General features: G+C 39.6%; 24 protein-coding genes and 2 other annotated features (1 of these 26 running past the window's edge). Of the genes, 19 read left to right on the forward strand and 5 right to left on the reverse strand.

What is annotated here, in order from left to right:
• The first annotated feature begins 16 nt into the window (after positions 1-16).
• The 16 genes from rplF to FFM61_RS01660 all read left to right on the forward strand — a co-directional run bounded on the left by rplF (position 17) and on the right by FFM61_RS01660 (position 8375).
• Positions 17-553 carry a 50S ribosomal protein L6 gene (rplF, locus tag FFM61_RS01585; protein WP_074426791.1) on the forward strand — a complete coding sequence of 179 codons (537 nt, stop codon included), beginning with the start codon at positions 17-19 and terminating at the stop codon, positions 551-553.
• 86 nt (positions 554-639) lie between these two features.
• Positions 640-996 (forward strand): 50S ribosomal protein L18, encoded by a 357-nt coding sequence (gene rplR, locus FFM61_RS01590; RefSeq protein ID WP_042491860.1) that lies wholly within the window; start codon positions 640-642, stop codon positions 994-996.
• Between the two features lie 20 nt (positions 997-1016).
• Entirely contained in the window at positions 1017-1520 is a 504-nt protein-coding gene (gene rpsE, locus FFM61_RS01595; RefSeq protein WP_074426792.1) for a 30S ribosomal protein S5, read from the forward strand.
• Between the two features lie 11 nt (positions 1521-1531).
• On the forward strand, positions 1532-1717 hold the full coding sequence (gene rpmD / locus FFM61_RS01600) for a 50S ribosomal protein L30 (protein WP_002827972.1): 186 nt from the start codon (positions 1532-1534) through the stop codon (positions 1715-1717).
• A 41-nt stretch (positions 1718-1758) separates the two neighbouring features.
• Positions 1759-2193, forward strand: a complete 435-nt coding sequence (gene rplO, locus FFM61_RS01605; RefSeq protein WP_074426793.1) for a 50S ribosomal protein L15 — start codon at positions 1759-1761, stop codon at positions 2191-2193.
• Positions 2193-3500 carry a preprotein translocase subunit SecY gene (gene secY, locus FFM61_RS01610; RefSeq protein WP_074426794.1) on the forward strand — a complete coding sequence of 436 codons (1308 nt, stop codon included), beginning with the start codon at positions 2193-2195 and terminating at the stop codon, positions 3498-3500. Before rplO ends, secY begins: the two co-directional genes overlap by 1 nt.
• Positions 3497-4066 (forward strand): adenylate kinase, encoded by a 570-nt coding sequence (locus FFM61_RS01615; protein ID WP_074426795.1) that lies wholly within the window; start codon positions 3497-3499, stop codon positions 4064-4066. The genes secY and FFM61_RS01615 overlap by 4 nt, the downstream gene beginning before the upstream one ends.
• A gap of 92 nt (positions 4067-4158) precedes the next feature.
• On the forward strand, positions 4159-4374 hold the full coding sequence (infA, locus tag FFM61_RS01620; protein ID WP_002827967.1) for a translation initiation factor IF-1: 216 nt from the start codon (positions 4159-4161) through the stop codon (positions 4372-4374).
• 35 nt (positions 4375-4409) lie between these two features.
• Positions 4410-4529 (forward strand): 50S ribosomal protein L36, encoded by a 120-nt coding sequence (gene rpmJ, locus FFM61_RS01625; RefSeq protein WP_040760535.1) that lies wholly within the window; start codon positions 4410-4412, stop codon positions 4527-4529.
• A 53-nt stretch (positions 4530-4582) separates the two neighbouring features.
• Positions 4583-4948, forward strand: coding sequence for a 30S ribosomal protein S13 (rpsM, locus tag FFM61_RS01630; protein ID WP_074426796.1), 366 nt, complete (start codon positions 4583-4585; stop codon positions 4946-4948).
• 32 nt (positions 4949-4980) lie between these two features.
• On the forward strand, positions 4981-5367 hold the full coding sequence (gene rpsK / locus FFM61_RS01635; protein WP_042491849.1) for a 30S ribosomal protein S11: 387 nt from the start codon (positions 4981-4983) through the stop codon (positions 5365-5367).
• A gap of 51 nt (positions 5368-5418) precedes the next feature.
• Positions 5419-6363 carry a DNA-directed RNA polymerase subunit alpha gene (locus FFM61_RS01640; protein ID WP_074426797.1) on the forward strand — a complete coding sequence of 315 codons (945 nt, stop codon included), beginning with the start codon at positions 5419-5421 and terminating at the stop codon, positions 6361-6363.
• 38 nt (positions 6364-6401) lie between these two features.
• The gene (rplQ, locus tag FFM61_RS01645; protein ID WP_042491846.1) at positions 6402-6788 is read left to right on the forward strand and encodes a 50S ribosomal protein L17; all 387 of its coding nucleotides are present in this window, start codon (positions 6402-6404) and stop codon (positions 6786-6788) included.
• A 310-nt stretch (positions 6789-7098) separates the two neighbouring features.
• Complete coding sequence (locus tag FFM61_RS01650; protein ID WP_074426798.1) at positions 7099-7314, forward strand: hypothetical protein; 216 nt, start codon at positions 7099-7101, stop codon at positions 7312-7314.
• Positions 7289-7513, forward strand: coding sequence for an NfeD family protein (locus tag FFM61_RS01655; protein WP_074426799.1), 225 nt, complete (start codon positions 7289-7291; stop codon positions 7511-7513). The genes FFM61_RS01650 and FFM61_RS01655 overlap by 26 nt, the downstream gene beginning before the upstream one ends.
• A complete protein-coding gene (locus tag FFM61_RS01660) occupies positions 7500-8375 on the forward strand; it encodes an SPFH domain-containing protein (protein WP_083194393.1) in 876 nt (291 codons plus the stop codon). The genes FFM61_RS01655 and FFM61_RS01660 overlap by 14 nt, the downstream gene beginning before the upstream one ends.
• Positions 8376-8426: 51 nt before the next feature.
• On the opposite strand, the gene FFM61_RS01665 is transcribed toward FFM61_RS01660, so the two are convergent.
• The 4 genes from FFM61_RS01665 to FFM61_RS01680 all read right to left on the reverse strand — a co-directional run bounded on the left by FFM61_RS01665 (position 8427) and on the right by FFM61_RS01680 (position 12152).
• Positions 8427-9119 carry a methionine ABC transporter permease gene (locus FFM61_RS01665; RefSeq protein ID WP_074426800.1) on the reverse strand — a complete coding sequence of 231 codons (693 nt, stop codon included), beginning with the start codon at positions 9117-9119 and terminating at the stop codon, positions 8427-8429.
• A 2-nt stretch (positions 9120-9121) separates the two neighbouring features.
• Positions 9122-10168: a methionine ABC transporter ATP-binding protein gene (locus tag FFM61_RS01670; protein WP_074426801.1), complete on the reverse strand. Its 1047-nt coding sequence runs from the start codon at positions 10166-10168 to the stop codon at positions 9122-9124.
• Positions 10169-10233: 65 nt separating this feature from the next.
• On the reverse strand, positions 10234-11064 hold the full coding sequence (locus tag FFM61_RS01675; RefSeq protein ID WP_074426802.1) for a MetQ/NlpA family ABC transporter substrate-binding protein: 831 nt from the start codon (positions 11062-11064) through the stop codon (positions 10234-10236).
• 97 nt (positions 11065-11161) lie between these two features.
• Positions 11162-11429, reverse strand: a binding site (T-box leader).
• A gap of 57 nt (positions 11430-11486) precedes the next feature.
• On the reverse strand, positions 11487-12152 hold the full coding sequence (locus FFM61_RS01680) for a YoaK family protein (protein WP_074426803.1): 666 nt from the start codon (positions 12150-12152) through the stop codon (positions 11487-11489).
• Positions 12153-12290: 138 nt separating this feature from the next.
• On the opposite strand from FFM61_RS01680, the gene FFM61_RS01685 reads away from it, so the two are divergent.
• The gene (locus FFM61_RS01685) at positions 12291-13766 is read left to right on the forward strand and encodes a nicotinate phosphoribosyltransferase (RefSeq protein ID WP_074426804.1); all 1476 of its coding nucleotides are present in this window, start codon (positions 12291-12293) and stop codon (positions 13764-13766) included.
• A 27-nt stretch (positions 13767-13793) separates the two neighbouring features.
• The gene (nadE, locus tag FFM61_RS01690) at positions 13794-14618 is read left to right on the forward strand and encodes an NAD(+) synthase (protein WP_074426805.1); all 825 of its coding nucleotides are present in this window, start codon (positions 13794-13796) and stop codon (positions 14616-14618) included.
• Between the two features lie 82 nt (positions 14619-14700).
• Here the strand turns inward: nadE and FFM61_RS01695 are convergent, their stop codons facing one another.
• Positions 14701-15717, reverse strand: coding sequence for an aldo/keto reductase (locus FFM61_RS01695; protein ID WP_074426806.1), 1017 nt, complete (start codon positions 15715-15717; stop codon positions 14701-14703).
• Between the two features lie 203 nt (positions 15718-15920).
• On the opposite strand from FFM61_RS01695, the gene cysS reads away from it, so the two are divergent.
• The gene (cysS, locus tag FFM61_RS01700; protein ID WP_074426807.1) at positions 15921-17333 is read left to right on the forward strand and encodes a cysteine--tRNA ligase; all 1413 of its coding nucleotides are present in this window, start codon (positions 15921-15923) and stop codon (positions 17331-17333) included.
• A 71-nt stretch (positions 17334-17404) separates the two neighbouring features.
• Positions 17405-17537: a binding site (T-box leader), on the forward strand; it runs 81 nt beyond the window's last position.

Below are 17537 nucleotides of genomic sequence, written 5' to 3' on the forward strand. Positions count from 1 at the left end.
AAGGAGGTGTCAACCAATGAGTCGTATTGGTAATAAGGCCGTAACATTGCCAGCTGGCGTTGAACTATCACGCGAAGGTGACGTTGTTACTGTTAAAGGACCTAAGGGTGAGCTATCACGCACGATTGCTCACGAAATCAATTTGACTGTTGATGGAACTGAGGTTTCATTCACTCGCCCATCTGATGATGGACGTATGAAGGCACTTCACGGAACTACTCGTGCCATTGTTAACAACATGGTCGAGGGTGTTTCAAATGGCTTCAAGAAGACATTGAAGCTAGTCGGTGTTGGATACCGTGCTTCAAAGCAAGGCGACAAGCTTGTTTTGAACGTAGGTTACTCACACCCCGTAGAATTTGAAGCTCGTGAAGGGTTAACTGTTGAAGTTCCTGACTCAACGACGGTTACAGTTGCAGGAATCAGCAAGCAATTTGTTGGTGATTTCGCCGCTGAAATCCGCGCCGTACGCGCACCTGAACCATACAAGGGTAAGGGTATTCGTTACGAAGGTGAATACGTTGCACGTAAGGAAGGTAAGACTGGTAAGTAAACTTAGGCCTTGTGCTTGAAGTCGTAAGCAACGTTACGATTTTACTTATGAGTATATCTTTCGAACTGAAAAAAGAGGTTACGAACATGATTACGAAGTCAGACAAGAACAAAGTGCGTCAACACCGACACACTCGCGTTCGTGGAAAGATTTCTGGTACTGCTGAGCGCCCACGCTTGAACGTTTACCGTTCTAACAAGAACATCTACGCGCAATTAATTGATGACGTAGCGGGTGTGACGCTTGCTAGTGCCTCAACTTTGGATAAGTCAATTGAGACTGCTCCAAAAACTGAACAGGCAGCTAAAGTTGGTGCTTTGATCGCAGAACGAGCAAAAGAAGCTAATGTTGAAGTTGTAGTATTTGATCGTGGTGGTTACTTATACCATGGTCGTGTACAAGCTTTGGCTGAAGCAGCTCGTGAAGCTGGTTTGAAGTTCTAAAGGAAGGAGGAAAGAAAAACATGGCATTTATTGATGCAAATAAGCTCGGTGAGCTTGAAGAAAACGTTGTAGCCATCAACCGTGTTACCAAGGTTGTTAAGGGTGGACGCCGTTTGCGTTTCGCTGCTTTGGTAGTTGTTGGTGACCGTAACGGACATGTTGGTTTTGGTACTGGTAAAGCGCAAGAAGTTCCTGAAGCAATCCGTAAGGCTGCTGAAGATGCAAAGCGCAACATCATTAGTGTACCTATGGTTGGTACAACCCTTCCTCACTCTACATTGGGTGTCTTTGCTGGTGGTCGCATCTTAGTGAAGCCCGCCGTTGAAGGATCTGGAGTAGCAGCTGGTGGTGCTGCTCGTGCCGTTTTGGAACTAGCTGGAGTTGCTGATGTGACTGCAAAGTCATTAGGCTCAGCTACACCAATTAACGTTGTACGCGCAACTTTTGATGCAATCAACTCATTGAAGAACGCTGAAGAAGTTGCTGAATTGCGTCAGGTCTCATTAGAGCACTTGGCAGATTAAGGAGGCAGAAAATGGCTGAACAAGTTAAAATTACTCTTGTAAAGAGTGCTGCCCACCGTTTGCCAAAGCAACGTGCGATTGTTAAGGCCCTTGGTTTGAACAAGGTCCAATCATCAGTCGTATTGCCTGACAACGCAGCAACGCGTGGTGCAGTGTTCAAGATTGCTCACTTGGTTACTGTTGAAGTAGTTAAGTAAGAGCTAAATAATTAGATTGCATTGAAGGAGGTAAAACCCTAATGAAGCTAAATGAACTCCAAGTAGCTGAAGGTGCACGTAACGTCCGCAACCGTGTTGGACGTGGTGAGTCATCAGGTAATGGTAAGACTGCTGGTCGTGGTCAAAAAGGTCAAAAGGCTCGTGGTAAGACTCGTCAAGGTTTCGAAGGTGGACAAATGCCATTGTTCCGTCGTATGCCAAAGCGTGGTTTCACGAACATTAACCGTAAGGAGTATGCTGTTGTCAACCTTGACGTCTTGAATCGTTTTGATAACGGTACTGAAGTTTCTCCAGCATTGTTGGTTGAAACTGGTATTGTTAAGAACGAATTTAACGGTGTTAAGATCTTGGCAAATGGTCAACTTGAGAAATCATTGACTATTAAAGCTAACAAGTTCTCAGCAGCAGCAACCGCAGCTATCGAAGCTGCTGGTGGTAAAGCTGAGGTGATCTAATGCTGAAAACCGTGCTCGATTCACTTAAAGAAAAAGATATTCGAAAGAAACTATTTTTTACTTTGGGAATCCTAATTGTTTATCGATTAGGAGCCTATATTACTGTCCCGGGTATTAACACGGCGGCATTAACAGAGGTAGCAAATTCTGGGCTCGGCAGCATTTTGAATATGTTTAGCGGTGGTGGATTAACAAATTACTCATTATTTGCAATGGGAGTTTCACCATACGTTACTGCACAAATCGTGGTACAGCTCCTACAAATGGATATTGTGCCACGATTTGTTGAATGGTCGAAACAAGGTGAAGTGGGTCGACGTAAGTTGAACCAAGTTACTCGGTGGCTGACCATCGTCCTAGCTTTTGTCCAATCTATTGGAATCACGGCAGGATTTAATCAACTAAGCCAAGTTAACTTGGTTAAAACACCAAATGCAGAGACTTACATATTAATTGGATTCATTTTAACGGCTGGTACAATGTTATCAGTTTGGTTGGGTGAAATGATTACTGAACGTGGTCTCGGTCAAGGTGTTTCAATGTTGATTTTTGCTGGTATAATTGCGCGTTTACCAGCAGGTATTTATCAACTATTCAAGGAACATATCCTACAAGGTGACGATCCAGCGCGTGGATGGGCATTTTTGATTGGACTAATGATGATTTTTATAATTGTTATTAGCTTTGTTACTTGGTTTAATCAGGCGATTCGCAAGGTGCCAATGCAATATACACGTCGTTCGGTAGGGGCAGGAAGTTCTTCCTATTTACCATTACGTATTAATATTGCTGGGGTTATCCCGGTGATCTTTGCGTCATCACTACTGGTTACGCCACAAACTATTTTGCAAGCATTTGCAACTAAGTTTGCGGATGCAAGTTGGTATAATACAATTATGCAATACCTTTCAATTCAAACGATGCAAGGTGGTATTGCGTATACATTACTAATTGTCTTGTTTACATTCTTCTATGCGTTTGTTCAGGTTAATCCTGAAAAGGTACAAGAGAATCTACAAAAACAAGGTAGTTATATTGTAGGCGTCTGGCCTGGTCCATCTACTGAAAAGTGGATGTCAGGTCTGCTGATGCGTCTGTCAGTAGTCGGCGCTTTGTTCCTAGGATTTGTCGCTTTAGCACCAATTCTAGCAACACACTTCTTTGGGTTGGATAGTAACCTTGCAATGTCAGGAACGTCGATCTTGATTGTCATTGGTGTGGCAATTGACCTGATTCGCCAACTTGAAGGATTGATGATGAAGCGGCAGTATGTTGGATTTATTCGAGAAGGAGTCGAGACAAAATGAGTTTGAACATCATGTTGTTGGGTTTGCCAGGTGTTGGTAAAGGAACCCAGGCTGCAAAGATCGTTGAGATGTACAACTTGCCACACATCAGTACGGGTGATATGTTCCGTGCGGCAATGGCCAACGAAACTGATCTTGGTATGCAAGCAAAGTCTTATATGGATGCTGGTAACTTGGTTCCTGACGAAGTTACCAATGGTATTGTTGCCGAGCGTCTAGCAGAAGAAGATACGAAGCCAGGATTTATCTTAGATGGATTCCCTCGTAACTTAGAGCAAGCGAAAGCTTTGGAAGATATGTTAAGTAAAGAAGGTCGTTCATTGGACGCTGTTCTTTACTTTACTGCTGATATGCAAGTATTGGTCGATCGTATGATGGCCCGTGGACGTGCAGATGACACGCCTGAAGTGATTCAGAATCGCTTGGACGTTAATGGTAAGCTTACTGAACCAATCGCAGAATTTTATAGCCAAAAAGGTCTATTAAACAAAATCGATGGTTCACGTGAGCTTGATGTCGTGTTCGCAGATGTAAAGAAGTTACTTGATAGTTTGAAGAACGACTAAGTTTAACAGGTATTTTTCCCTTTTCAAGGTAAATCTATCGTGTTATAATAACTTGTTACGTTCTCCAATGTCACAACTAAGGAGGCAGCAACGTGGCCAGTGATGTTATTGAAATTTCTGGTGTGGTAAAGGAAACTTTACCCAATGCCATGTTTACCGTTGAACTGGAAAACGGCGCAGACATCTTAGCACATGTTTCTGGTAAAATCCGAAAGAATTTCATTCGTATTCTACCTGGAGATCGTGTAACAGTTGAGATGTCGCCATATGATTTGACGAAGGGCCGTATTACATACCGGTTCAAGTAAGCAGATCGTACAAAAAATTCAAGGAGGTAAATATCATGAAGGTTCGTCCATCAGTTAAGCGTATGTGCGACAGCTGCAAGGTTGTCAAGCGTAATGGTCGTGTAATGGTGATTTGCTCTGCAAACCCAAAGCACAAGCAACGTCAAGGTAAGTAATTTTACTGACGTTAGAAAATTTATTTATTATATAGAAAAAGGAGGTAATCGTAATGGCTCGTATTGCTGGTGTTGATTTGCCTCGCGATAAGCGTATCGTGATCGCATTAACATATGTATATGGAATCGGGAATGCAACTGCACAAAAAGTTTTGGCAGAAGCAAAGGTTTCTGAGGATGTCCGTGTTCGTGACTTGACCCCAGACCAAGAAGACGCTATCCGTGCCGTCGTTGATGGTGTTAAGGTAGAAGGTGACTTGCGTCGTGAGATCTCAATGAACATTAAAGGTCTACAAGAAATTAATTCATACCGTGGTATCCGTCACCGTAAGGGCTTACCAGTTCGTGGACAACACACGAAGAACAACGCTCGTACTCGTAAGGGCCCAGCTGTTGCAATTGCAGGTAAGAAGAAGTAATTTAAACTAACTAGAAAGGAGATAACTTGATTATGGCAGGTCGTACTAATCGTAAGCGTCGTGTACGTAAGAATATTGAGTCAGGTGTAGCACACATCCACGCAACGTTCAACAACACGATCGTAATGATCACCGACGTTCAAGGAAACGCCGTTGCTTGGTCATCAGCTGGTGCACTTGGTTTTAAAGGTAGCCGTAAGTCAACGCCGTTTGCTGCGCAAATGGCTGCTGAAGCTGCTGCTAAGAGCGCAATGGAAAATGGCATGAAGACTGTTGAGGTAACTGTTAAGGGACCTGGTTCAGGTCGTGAATCAGCTATCCGTTCGTTAGCCGCTGCAGGATTGGATGTTTCATCTATTAAGGATGTTACACCAGTACCTCACAACGGTTCACGTCCACCAAAGCGTCGTCGTGTCTAATTGCCGGTTGCAAATAGTGCACAACAAGCTTTGAAAGGGGTAACAAACGGTATGCTTGAATTCGAAAATCCTAAGATTATGCTGGTTGAAGAGGATAGCAATTACGGTAAGTTTGTGGTTGAGCCGCTTGAACGTGGTTACGGAACTACTTTGGGTAACTCACTACGCCGTGTATTGTTGTCTTCATTGCCTGGTGCGGCAATCAATTCAGTACAGATTGATGGCGTTTTGCATGAATTTTCAACGGTCGAAGGTGTCGTTGAAGATGTCACGCAAATTATTTTGAACCTTAAAAAGGTTTCAATGCGCATCGACAGTGACGATGAAAAAACACTCGAAGTTAACGTAACCGGTCCCGCTGATGTGACGGCCGGTGATATAACTGGTGATAGTGATGTTGAAGTCTTGAATAAAGATCTTCACATTGCTACTGTTGCGGCTGGGGCTACTTTGCACATGACTTTGACTGCTGCTCGTGGTCGTGGTTATGTTTCAGGGGACCAGAATAAGGAATTGCATGATGAAATGCCTATTGGCGTTCTAGCAATTGATTCAATCTTTGCCCCAATCGAACGCGTCAACTATCAAGTTGAAAACACTCGTGTTGGTCAACGTGATGACTTTGACAAATTAACTTTAGATGTTTGGACTGACGGTTCATTGACGGCTACTGAAGCTGTTTCTTTGGCTGCTCGTATTATGTCTGATCACTTGAACGCTTTTGTTGATATATCTGAGCGTGCAATTACTGCACAAGTGATGGCAGACAAGGAAGAAGAGCCAACCGCAAAACATGCAGATACGCCAATTGAAGAATTGGATTTGTCTGTTCGCTCTTATAATTGTCTCAAAAGGGCCGGGATTAACTCTGTCCAAGAGTTAACTGAGCGTACGGAGACTCAAATGATGTCTGTTCGTAACCTCGGTCGGAAATCACTTGACGAAATCCAAGACAAGCTTACATTGTTAGGTTTGGGATTCCGCAAGGAAGATTAGATTAAACGATAGAATACCAAGTAAAGGAGGACACACTCATGGGATACCGTAAGTTGGGACGTAACAGTGCACAACGTAAGGCTTTGTTGCGTGATTTGACTACTGATTTACTAATCAATGGTCGTATCATTACGACTGAAGCTCGTGCAAAAGAAGTTCGTCGTACTGCTGACAAAATGATTACGTTGGGTAAGCATGGTGATTTATCATCACGCCGCAAGGCAGCTGCCTTTATGCGTAACGTTGTTGCAGACGTAAAAACAACTGATGATAACAAAGTTCAAGTTGAAACAGCTTTGCAACACTTATTTAACGATGTTGCACCTCGCTTTGAGGGTCGTGCCGGTGGTTACACTCGCATTTTGAAGACTACTCAACGTCGTGGTGACGCTGCTCCAATGGCAATCTTGGAATTGGTTGACTAATTTCATTGGTTAATTAATAAACACAATGAGATCTCTCATGTTATATGGTATAAACCGCTAAGATGATGGCTAATAGCCAAGTCTAGGTTGAAAGGCATTTATGTCGCACCTATAACGTGTGAGGTTTTTTTGTGTTTTTTTATTGTATACAGGACACTCGAAACGGTAGTGATGAAAATCTGTCGCAGTTTCGAGTTTTTAATTTATCAATATAAAAATAATGATTTTCCTAAAAAAACACTTTTAATAATTTACGTGTTGGCAAAGCTAGTATATACTAAAACAAAAGTGTTCTTTTTGGGGGGGACAAATGAATAGGAAACGTAATGTAAACGTAACGGGTATGACGATACATTTAACACCAAGTAATTTTATGGTAAATCGTATTTTAGTTAATGGTCACTATTTTGATTATCGGGGTGTTAATCTAAATATTGGTGATACAGTTCGAATTCGTCAACAATTAGGAAATTTTCTAGTTGTTGAAAAAGCGTTTAAATATGGTAAAAACTATTATGAACTATAATTTTGATAATCGCTTGTTGGACAGAGCGTTTACTTTATCTACGGATAATTATGCAGATGGCTTTGTTAAATTGAATGGTATTTATTATCGTGTTGCTGCTTCTGAGAAGTTAACCTGGGGAGATGAGGTTATAATCGTTGGCGTACAAGGAAATACTATTCGTATAGAAAAGGGGGAATCAAAAAATGATATTATCTAGTATTTTATATGTCATTATCTTTTTGCTATTAGTTTATTTATTGGTTTCAAGTATTCGAATCATTCCACAAAATATGGTGGGTATGGTTTCGATTCTGGGTAAATATAAAAAGCAAATTACACCTGGTATTAATTTTACGATACCGATTATTACACGTGTTGATAGGGTAGATTTAGCACAAGTACCGCTTAGTTTAAGTGAACAAAGTGTTATTTCACAAGATAATGCGGAAGTTATTATTTCGCTTTCAATGAATTATCATGTTACTAATCCCTATAAATTTACTTTTGAAAATGCTGACTCAATTAAATCTATGGTTCAACAATCAAGGGCGCACTTACGCGGTATTATTGGTACGATGGATTTAAATGACGTTCTTAATGGTACAGAAAGAATTAATGCTGCATTAAGTCATGAATTAGCGACAATTACAGATGCTTATGGTGTTAATGTTGATCGTATTAATATCGATACAATCCAACCGACACCAGAAATACAAGAATCAATGAATAAGCAAATTAATGCCACACGTGAACGTGAAGCAGCTATTGCCAAAGCAGAAGGTGAAGCACGTTCAATTGAATTGACCACAAGAGCTAAAAATGATGCTTTAGTAACGACTGCTGAAGCAAAAGCAAAAGGTGTGCGTTTAGCAGCTGATGCTGAAGCATATCGTATTCAAAAGGCGAATGATGCCTTAGCTGTTGTAGATAGCAAGTATCTGGCGGCTCAAAACATTGATGCTTTCCGTGAAGTTGCGAATGGACAAACTAATACAGTTGTTGTTCCTAATACAGCAATTGATGCGTTGGGTAATTTAACAGTTGCAAATGAATTGTTTCAACAAAAAACAAATAAGTAAATAAAAAATAAGGATGGAACATTTCTGTTCCATCCTTATTTTTATTAACATTTAGTTATGACGAGCATGCTTTGCTAGCAAGTCACCCACAAATTGAATAATGACAATAAATAGTAGGATGATGATTGTTGCAGTCCACATAACGTCGTTTTGGAAACGTTGGTAACCCGTGACAATTGCTGTTGTTCCAAGTCCACCAGCACCGATAGCACCAGCCATAGCAGTCAAACCAACCAAACTAATCAATGTAACAGTTGAAACACGAATTAGCTCTGCGCGACCCTCACGTAAGTAAACGTCTGAGATAATATCCCAGTTAGTTGCCCCGAATGAACGAGCAGCTTCAACTTTACCACCTTCAACACCAAGTAAAGCAACCTGTACCTGACGAGCGTAAAAGGGGAAGACACCAAGTGAGAGCGGTACTAGAGCGGCTGTCGTTCCAATAGTTGTACCGACAATTAATTGTGTTAGTGGTGAGAATGCCACTACCATAATGATAAATGGAATGGCACGACCAACGGAAACAATTTTATCTAAGATTTGGAAAACTGTTCGATTAGGTGCAATACCATCGTCAGCTGTTAAAACTAGACCAATTCCAAATAACAAACCAATAATCCCACCAATAATGGCGGCGCCGAGAGTCATATAAACTGTTTGCCAGATTGCAACGCCCCAGCCATAGTCACCTGACCAACCCAACGCGTAAGCATTAGGCATATGTTCTTGAATCCATCCCATAATTAGTTGGTACCTCCTTGTAATTCAGTAATGACCACACCGTGATCACTAAAACTTGTTTTAGCAGCATTACGATTAGCAACGCTTCCCTTAAATATTGCAACGGCAATACCAACAGGTGTCTGTGTCAAAATTTCCATGTTTGAATAGAGAATGTTTGTTGTGACACCAAAATCAGCATAAATTGTTGATAGTAATGGTTGCGCTGTATCAGCACCAACATAGCTGATTTTGATTAGTTCTTCATCGTAAGCTAATGGTTGGGTGGTTAATAGTTCATTCACTTTAACCAATGCTTCATCTAAGTTAGTTGCTGTATTGATGAAATCCTTTGTTAAAGGTTTTTGTGGATTGGTAAAAATTTCTAGTAATGAACCACGCTCAATGATGGTACCGTTTTCCATCACCGCAACCTTATTAGCAGTTTCTTTGATGGCTTGCATCTCATGCGTAATCAAAACAATAGTTAAGCCCAATTCACGATTTAATTGCTTTAACAATGACAAAATCTGATTAGTTGTTCGTGGATCTAAGGCTGAGGTTGCCTCATCAGAAATCAAAATTTCAGGATCATTTGCTAATGCACGGGCAATGGCAACACGTTGCTTTTGCCCACCAGAAAGTTGATTTGGGTAGTTGTCAGCACGTTCATCTAGACCAACAAGTTTAAGCAATTTATTGACTTTATCAGCTTTATCAGCTTTTGATAATTTTGAATGCTTTAAAGGTTGGGCAACATTACCAAAAATCGTTAATTCGTTCATCAAGTTAAAGTGTTGGAAAATCATCCCAATTTTTTTACGCTGATCACGCAATTCCTTAGATGAAAGTTGTAACATGTCGATGTCGTTTACAATGACCGAACCACTGGTTGGACGTTGCAATAAATTGATGGTACGAACTAATGTTGATTTACCAGCACCAGAATAACCAACAATCCCATAGATATCGCCTTTTTCAATTTCAATGGATTCATCTTGGACAGCGATAATCTCACGTTTTTTTTGTTTAAAAGTTACATTTATATTTTTTAATGAAATAACAGCCATATTTTTCTCCTACTATTGATATGTATGTGAACGAGCTAGTGCCCGTCACAGTTATTGCAAATGGCTTACTTCAACTTGATATCCCATGCAGGAATTTCAGCCTTACCCCAAGTATCCTTTAGGTATTGCTTTGTTTGCTTGCTTTGGTAAGTTTTAACAACTTGCTTGTATGCTTTTTTGTCAGCATCACTCTTGCGAGCAACAATAACGTTAATCCATTGCTTTGACTTTTTATTGATTGGTTCAACATAAACAGCTGAATTTAACTTAAGTTTAGCTTCTTGTGCATAATTAGTATTAATAACGGCACCGTTCATTGACTTTAGAGAAGATGGGCCTTGATCAGCAGCAACTTCTTTAAACTTAAGGTTTAATTTGTTTGACTTGATGTCTTTAAGGGTTGGCAAATCAACCCCTTTCTTGATTTTAATTAAGCCAGCTGATTGTAGCAAAGTTAAAGCACGACCTTCATTAGTGCTGTCATTTGGTACGGCAATACTATCACCCTTTTTGAAATCTTTAACATCTTTGTATTTTTCTGAATAAAGACGAATTGGGGTAATGAAAGTCTTACCAATTGCTTTGACCTTATTGTCATTTGATTTATTCCAATTGTTTAAGAAATAAACGTGTTGGAATGCATTTAAATCAAGTGATCCATCAGCTACTGCTTTGTTTGGTTGGTTGTAGTCAGTAAAGACTTTTGTTTTAACAGTTAAGTTATATTTCTTTTGCGTTGTTTTGTTGATATTATCCCAAAGTTCTTTATCACTAGTACCAACAATTCCGACAGTTACTGTTTTTTTAGCAGTGTTGGCCGTAATAGGGGCGATAGTTCCAGCAGCGAAGGCACTAACTGCTAAGATAGCACCAATTTTTAATCCTTTATGTGTCATAACGTTTCTCCTTAGACTATTTATAAGTATGCATTAGTGTATTTCAGAAAGGGAAGGGAACAAAAAAGACCCGTCCCATCATGATTAGATATAATCTGATAGAAACGAGTCTCGTGTTACCATTCTACTTTTGTTTTAACTATTACTAGCTAAAACCTTAGCAACGAGCGAGCAGTGAGCGATATGATGCTATGCTGATTCGTGTGTCTTTTAACGTAGACCATTCCGTCGCTAATTTATAGACTTGCTACTCATTAACGCCAATCACAGGCCATTTTCAATTAATACAATTTGAACAGCTTACACCAAGCACTGTCTCTCTTAACAAATCATAGTTAATCTACTTTCCTGATCAACTTGTTTATTTTTTCCGAAATACTTAACCGTATTTTAGTTGATATTAACTGTTGTGTCAACTACCACTATCTTTTTTCTTCACGTTTCACCAAAATAAGAATACCCAATATTAAAATGGGTGCGATGAAGAGGGCACCTTGATGTAATAGTTGTATCGCAAAAAAAGCTAAAATTGCTGAAACGAAGAATGCTAAAATAACTGGTGCTACCCGTCCAGCGCGATGCAATGCTTGTTTATCGTGCCATAATAACCCGTTAGTTAAGCCACTACTAAGAGTTCGTAAATTACCGGTGCTTAAGATGGTCATATAAGGCATACCATGAATGAGATTAAATGTATCTGCTTGAATGGCCATAAAGAAGGCCAGTAATGGCAAGATAATATCGGATGAAATGGTGTGATATTCTAGCAAAGCAACACCGAATAAACCGATAAATTCAACGAGTAAAGCAAGCATGGTATGTGATTGCTGGTGCTTTTTTGCAAACTGTTTCAAAAACTGGTTAAAACTAGTACCGATTAAAAAAGCAAATACTGGCCAGAAATAAATTAAAGCATGTAGCCATTTGCCATCGGCAACATTTAGACCAATTTGTAATAAATTACCACTTTGAAAGCTTGCAAAACGCATATCATGAATTTGAAATGTATAGGCATCAATAAAGCCAGCTGTTGCTGCGAGCAACATCCCCGTGCGCATTGACTCTTTAATTGGGTAATGATGAATCATGATAATCGTTCCTTAATAAAAAATTATTGTTGCGACAATTTCCTTAGTATACCACTAGTTATATCATACTAACATGACTTTACACCCTGTGATTTGTGTTAAAATAGTAACAATATAGAAAACGAGGAGAATTTTGTTATGGCTTTAGCATATCCAGATGATAGCTTGGCATTACACACAGATGCCTACCAATTATCAATGATGCAAACGTATTTTATGAAGGGAATTTATGAACGCAAGGCAGTTTACGAAATGCACTTTCGCAAAATGCCATTTCAAAATGGTTATGCCGTTTTTGCAGGATTGGAACGGGTTGTTAATTTTTTGAGTGGGTTACATTTTTCTCAGAGTGATCTTGATTATCTACGTTCAACTGGGGAGTTTAATGAAGATTTTTTAAATTATCTAAAAAATTGGCGTTTTAAAGGAACGGTACGCATGCCAAGCGAAGGGGATGTTGTTTTTAACAACGAGCCGATTGTGCAAGTTGAGGCAACCGTTTTTGATGCACAATTAATAGAAACCCCATTATTAAACATTATTAACTATCAAACTTTGATTGCAACTAAAGCTTCAAGAATTCGGTCAGTTGTTGGTGACCAAACTTTGATGGAATTTGGTTCACGTCGTGCGCAAGAAATGGACGCAGCCCTTTGGGGGACAAGAGCTGCTTACATTGGAGGTTTTAACGCAACTTCAAATGTGCGAGCAGGTAAATTATTTGGTATTCCAATTTCTGGGACGCATGCACATAGTCTAGTACAAGTTTATCGTAATGATTATGAAGCTTTTAAAGCATATGCGCAGACGCATCGTGATGTGGTTTTTTTGGTCGATACATATGATACGCTACGGTCTGGTGTGCCAGCTGCGATTCGTGTGGCACAAGAAATGGGTGATAAAATTAACTTTATCGGTGTCCGTATTGATTCAGGTGATTTGGCTTACGTCTCTAAAGGCGTTCGTAAAATGCTAGATGAAGCCGGTTTCCCTGATGCATCAATTGTTGCTTCAAATGATTTGGATGAATCAACCATTAAGAGTTTGAAGTTCCAAGGTGCTAAAATTGATACATGGGGTATTGGAACAAAACTTATTACAGCATATGACCAGGCTGCACTTGGTGGTGTTTATAAAGTGGTATCAGTCGAAGATGAAAATGGGGATATGACCGACACCATTAAAATTTCGGGGTCGGCTGAAAAAATTTCAACGCCAGGGCAAAAACAAGTTTGGCGCATTACACGTAATTCTGATGGTAAGTCACAAGGAGACTACATCGCTTTATGGGATGAAGATCCAACTAATTTGCCTGATGGCTTGTACATGTTTCACCCTAGCTATCCATACCTAAACAAGACTGTCGTTGATTATACAGCACGACCAATCTTACAAGATATTTTTGTAGATGGTGAGTTGGTATACGAATTGCCAACGTTGGATGAAGTACGTAGCTTTGCACAACATCATATTAATTCGTTATATTCAGAATATCGCCGTGATATGAATCCACAAGAATATCCAGTTGATTTGTCACAAGATGCATGGGACCATAAGATGAATCTTATTAAGAAAAGCCGTGCATATGTTGATGAAATTAGTAAAAACAATTAATAGTAGTATTTCTTAAGGGAGGCTGTTATGCGACCATTACAAGCAGGAATTATTCAAACATTAGGTGTTCAACCAACAATTGATGCCAAAACAGAAATCAATCGTTCAATTTCATTATTAAAAGATTATTTAATTAAGACCGGACTTAAGACGCTTGTTTTAGGCATTTCAGGTGGACAAGATTCATTATTGGGTGGTAAGTTAGCACAATTTGCTGTTGAGCAGTTGCGTGAGGAGACAGGCAATCAAGACTATCAATTTATCGCAATGCGTTTACCTTATAGTCAACAATCTGATGAGTCAGATGCAATGGCTGCGATTGCTTGGCAAGGTGCTGACAAAACGGTAAAGGTCAACATTAAAGATTCGGTTGAAGGAATTGTGAAGCAGCTTGAAGATAATGGCATCGAAGTAACTGATTTTAATAAGGGAAATATTAAAGCACGTGAACGAATGATTGCCCAATATGGTGTTGCAGCAGCTAATCACGGTGTTGTGATTGGAACTGATCATGCGGCTGAAGCATTGGCTGGTTTTTATACGAAATTTGGGGACGGTGCGGCTGACGTGACCCCATTGTACCGCTTAAATAAGCGACAAGGGCGCCAATTGTTAGCGTACTTAGATGCACCAAAGAACTTATATGAAAAGGTACCAACAGCTGATTTAGAAGAAGATCGACCAGCATTGCCTGATGAAGAAGCTTTAGGTGTCACATATGATGCGATTGATGATTACTTGGAAGGTAAAGAAGTATCTGATGTCGATGCTAAGCAAATTGAGCATTTGTACACAACTTCTGAACACAAGCGTCGTCAACCAGTAACTGTATTTGATGAGTGGTGGCGTTAAGATATAAAAGCATAAAATTATGGACCGTTAGTCTAACCACTTTGAGATGGTAGATTAACGGTCCTGTTTTTTTGATTTGATGTTAATGTGCTTGCCAATCGATACTAAGTTGTTGGCTTAAGATATTATCGATTTGATTTAATTCAGCCTTGCTGAAGTTTAAATGATTTAAAGCTTTAATGTTGTCAACTAATTGTTCCGGACGACTGGCACCGATAATAACACTAGCAACTTCAGGATGTCTAAGATCCCAAGCTAATGCCATTTCAGCCAAAGTCTGGTGGCGGTTTTTAGCAACTTCATTTAAACTTTGAACAGTTTTGATGGTAGCATCAACTTGATTTTCATGTAAGAAGGGACTGGTACTTTTAGCCGCACGTGATGACTTTGGAATACCATTTAGGTATTTATCAGTTAATAAACCTTGTGATAGTGGACTAAAGACAGCCGCTGCTTTACCTGTTTTACGTAAAACAGGTAATAAATCTTGTTCAATCTGCCGGTTAAACATGTTATAACGTGGTTGATGAATGATGAAAGGTGTTTTTAAATCATTAAAAATATCAATAATGGCTTGCGTTTGCATACCGGAATAATTTGAAATACCAATATATAAGGCCTTACCATCACGAACCAGTTGATCCAAAGCAAGTGCCGTTTCTTCAACTGGGGTGTCTGGATCTGGACGGTGTGAATAGAAAATATCAACATAATCTAATTGTAGACGGGCTAGACTCTGATCAGCACTAGCGATGATACTTTTTTTGGAACCCCAATTACCATAAGGACCATCCCACATTTCATAGCCAGCTTTACTTGAAATAACGAGTTCATCACGATAAGCATGCATATCATGAGCAAGAATATTGCCAAAGTTCTTTTCGGCACTACCAGGAACGGGTCCATAGTTGTTGGCTAAGTCAAAATAGGTGATACCTAAATCAAAAGCTTGGTGAATAATTGCTTTTTGATTTTCAAGCGGGTCGACACTACCAAAATTGTCCCAAAGTCCAAGACCTAGGGCAGATAACTTTAGCCCACTATTGCCAACACGGTTATAAATCATTTTGTCATAACGTTCTTTATTTGCTTGATACATTAAAATTCCCCCGATAATTTATATGATACGCAACAGTCGTTCTTAATTGTAAATTATAGCTGTAATTTAGTAGGGTGTCCAAAGCAACCTAGTCCACATGCTAAGTCATAAAAAAATATGGTAAAATGTTTATATAAATACTGACAATTAGTCAGTTAATAAAAATGAGGGCGACCACATTTTTAAAAGGAGAGGGACGTAATATGATGAAAATGTTTAATACCATGACATTGGCTAAGGAAGATTTCCAACCTATGCATGAAGGTAAAATCAGTATGTATGTCTGTGGGCCAACTGTCTATAACTACATTCATATTGGAAATGCACGTTCTGCAATTGCCTTTGATACAATCCGACGTTATTTTGAATATCGTGGTTATGAGGTTAATTACGTATCTAATTTTACAGATGTGGATGATAAAATGATTAAGGCAGCAGCAGCGCAGGGAATTACTGTACCTGAATTAGCTGATAAATATATTGCTGCTTTCAATGAAGACACGACTGCTTTGAATATTAAACCAGCCACAGTACGACCTCGGGCAACAGAACATATTACAGAAATCATTGATTTTGTGACTGACTTAGTTAATAAAGGCTACGCATACGAGTCAGCGGGTGATGTGTATTATCGAGCAAAAAAGTTTAAAAATTATGGTGCACTAGCCCATCAGAATTTACAAGATATGACTTCCAATGCAGCAGGTCGTTTGGATGATGTGGAATTGGCCCGTAAGGAAGATCCAATGGACTTTACCGTTTGGAAAGGTGAAAACGGCGATGGTGCGATTGCCTGGGATTCTCCTTGGGGTAAAGGTCGTCCTGGTTGGCACATTGAATGCTCCGTTATGTCGACTAAGTATTTAGGCAATCATTTTGATATCCATGGTGGTGGTATCGATTTAGCATTCCCACATCATACGAATGAAATTGCGCAAAGTGAAGTTCATACGGGAGAGCAATTTGTGAATATGTGGTTACATAATGGTTTTGTGACTGTTGGTGACGAAAATGAAAAGATGTCTAAGTCATTGGGAAATTTTGTGACCGTTCATGATTTATTACAACAAATTGATGATCCAATGGTACTACGATTTTTCATGGCTACAACACAATATCGCCGGGCGATTGCATATTCAACAAATAACATGGCCCAAGCCGGTAAAAATCTAGACCGTATTCGTACCGGTTATCGCAATTTGCAATTCCGTTTGCAGGATGCACTTGTTGGGGATGATGAACAAATCATGACACAAGCTAACGAGTATATCACGGCATTTAAGGCAGCAATGGATGATGATTTTAATGCGCCAAATGCATTGACCGCAATCTACGGATTAGTTGATTTAGCTAATCAATATGCGAATGCCCAAGAGGTCCACCAACAAACAGCGCAATTTATTTTAGATACTATCGCAACGTTAATGGGGGTCTTTGGTGTTGATGGTTTGGCACAAGATGAACTATTAGAAGACGATATTGATGCGTTGATTAAAGAACGTGATGAAGCACGGGCAGCCAAAAATTTTGCCCGTTCTGATGAAATTCGTGACCTATTGGCACAACAAGATATTATCCTTGAAGATACACCGCAAGGAACCCGTTGGCATCGTTAATAATAAATGGCAAAAATGAGTTTTTTTTAATCAAACAGTTGACACAACGTGAGATTAGATTTAGCATAGTCGTATCGACAGCGATAAGATGAGTACGGTCAATGTGTTTTATAGAGAGTCAGTGGTAGGTGTAAACTGATAAACACTTTATCAGAAGATGGTCTTGGAGTCACAATGACATGAACAACGCGTGAGTGCCGTTCG

This window comes from Weissella hellenica (assembly GCF_005405545.1).
In the GTDB taxonomy this organism is placed as follows: Bacteria; Bacillota; Bacilli; order Lactobacillales; family Lactobacillaceae; genus Weissella; species Weissella hellenica.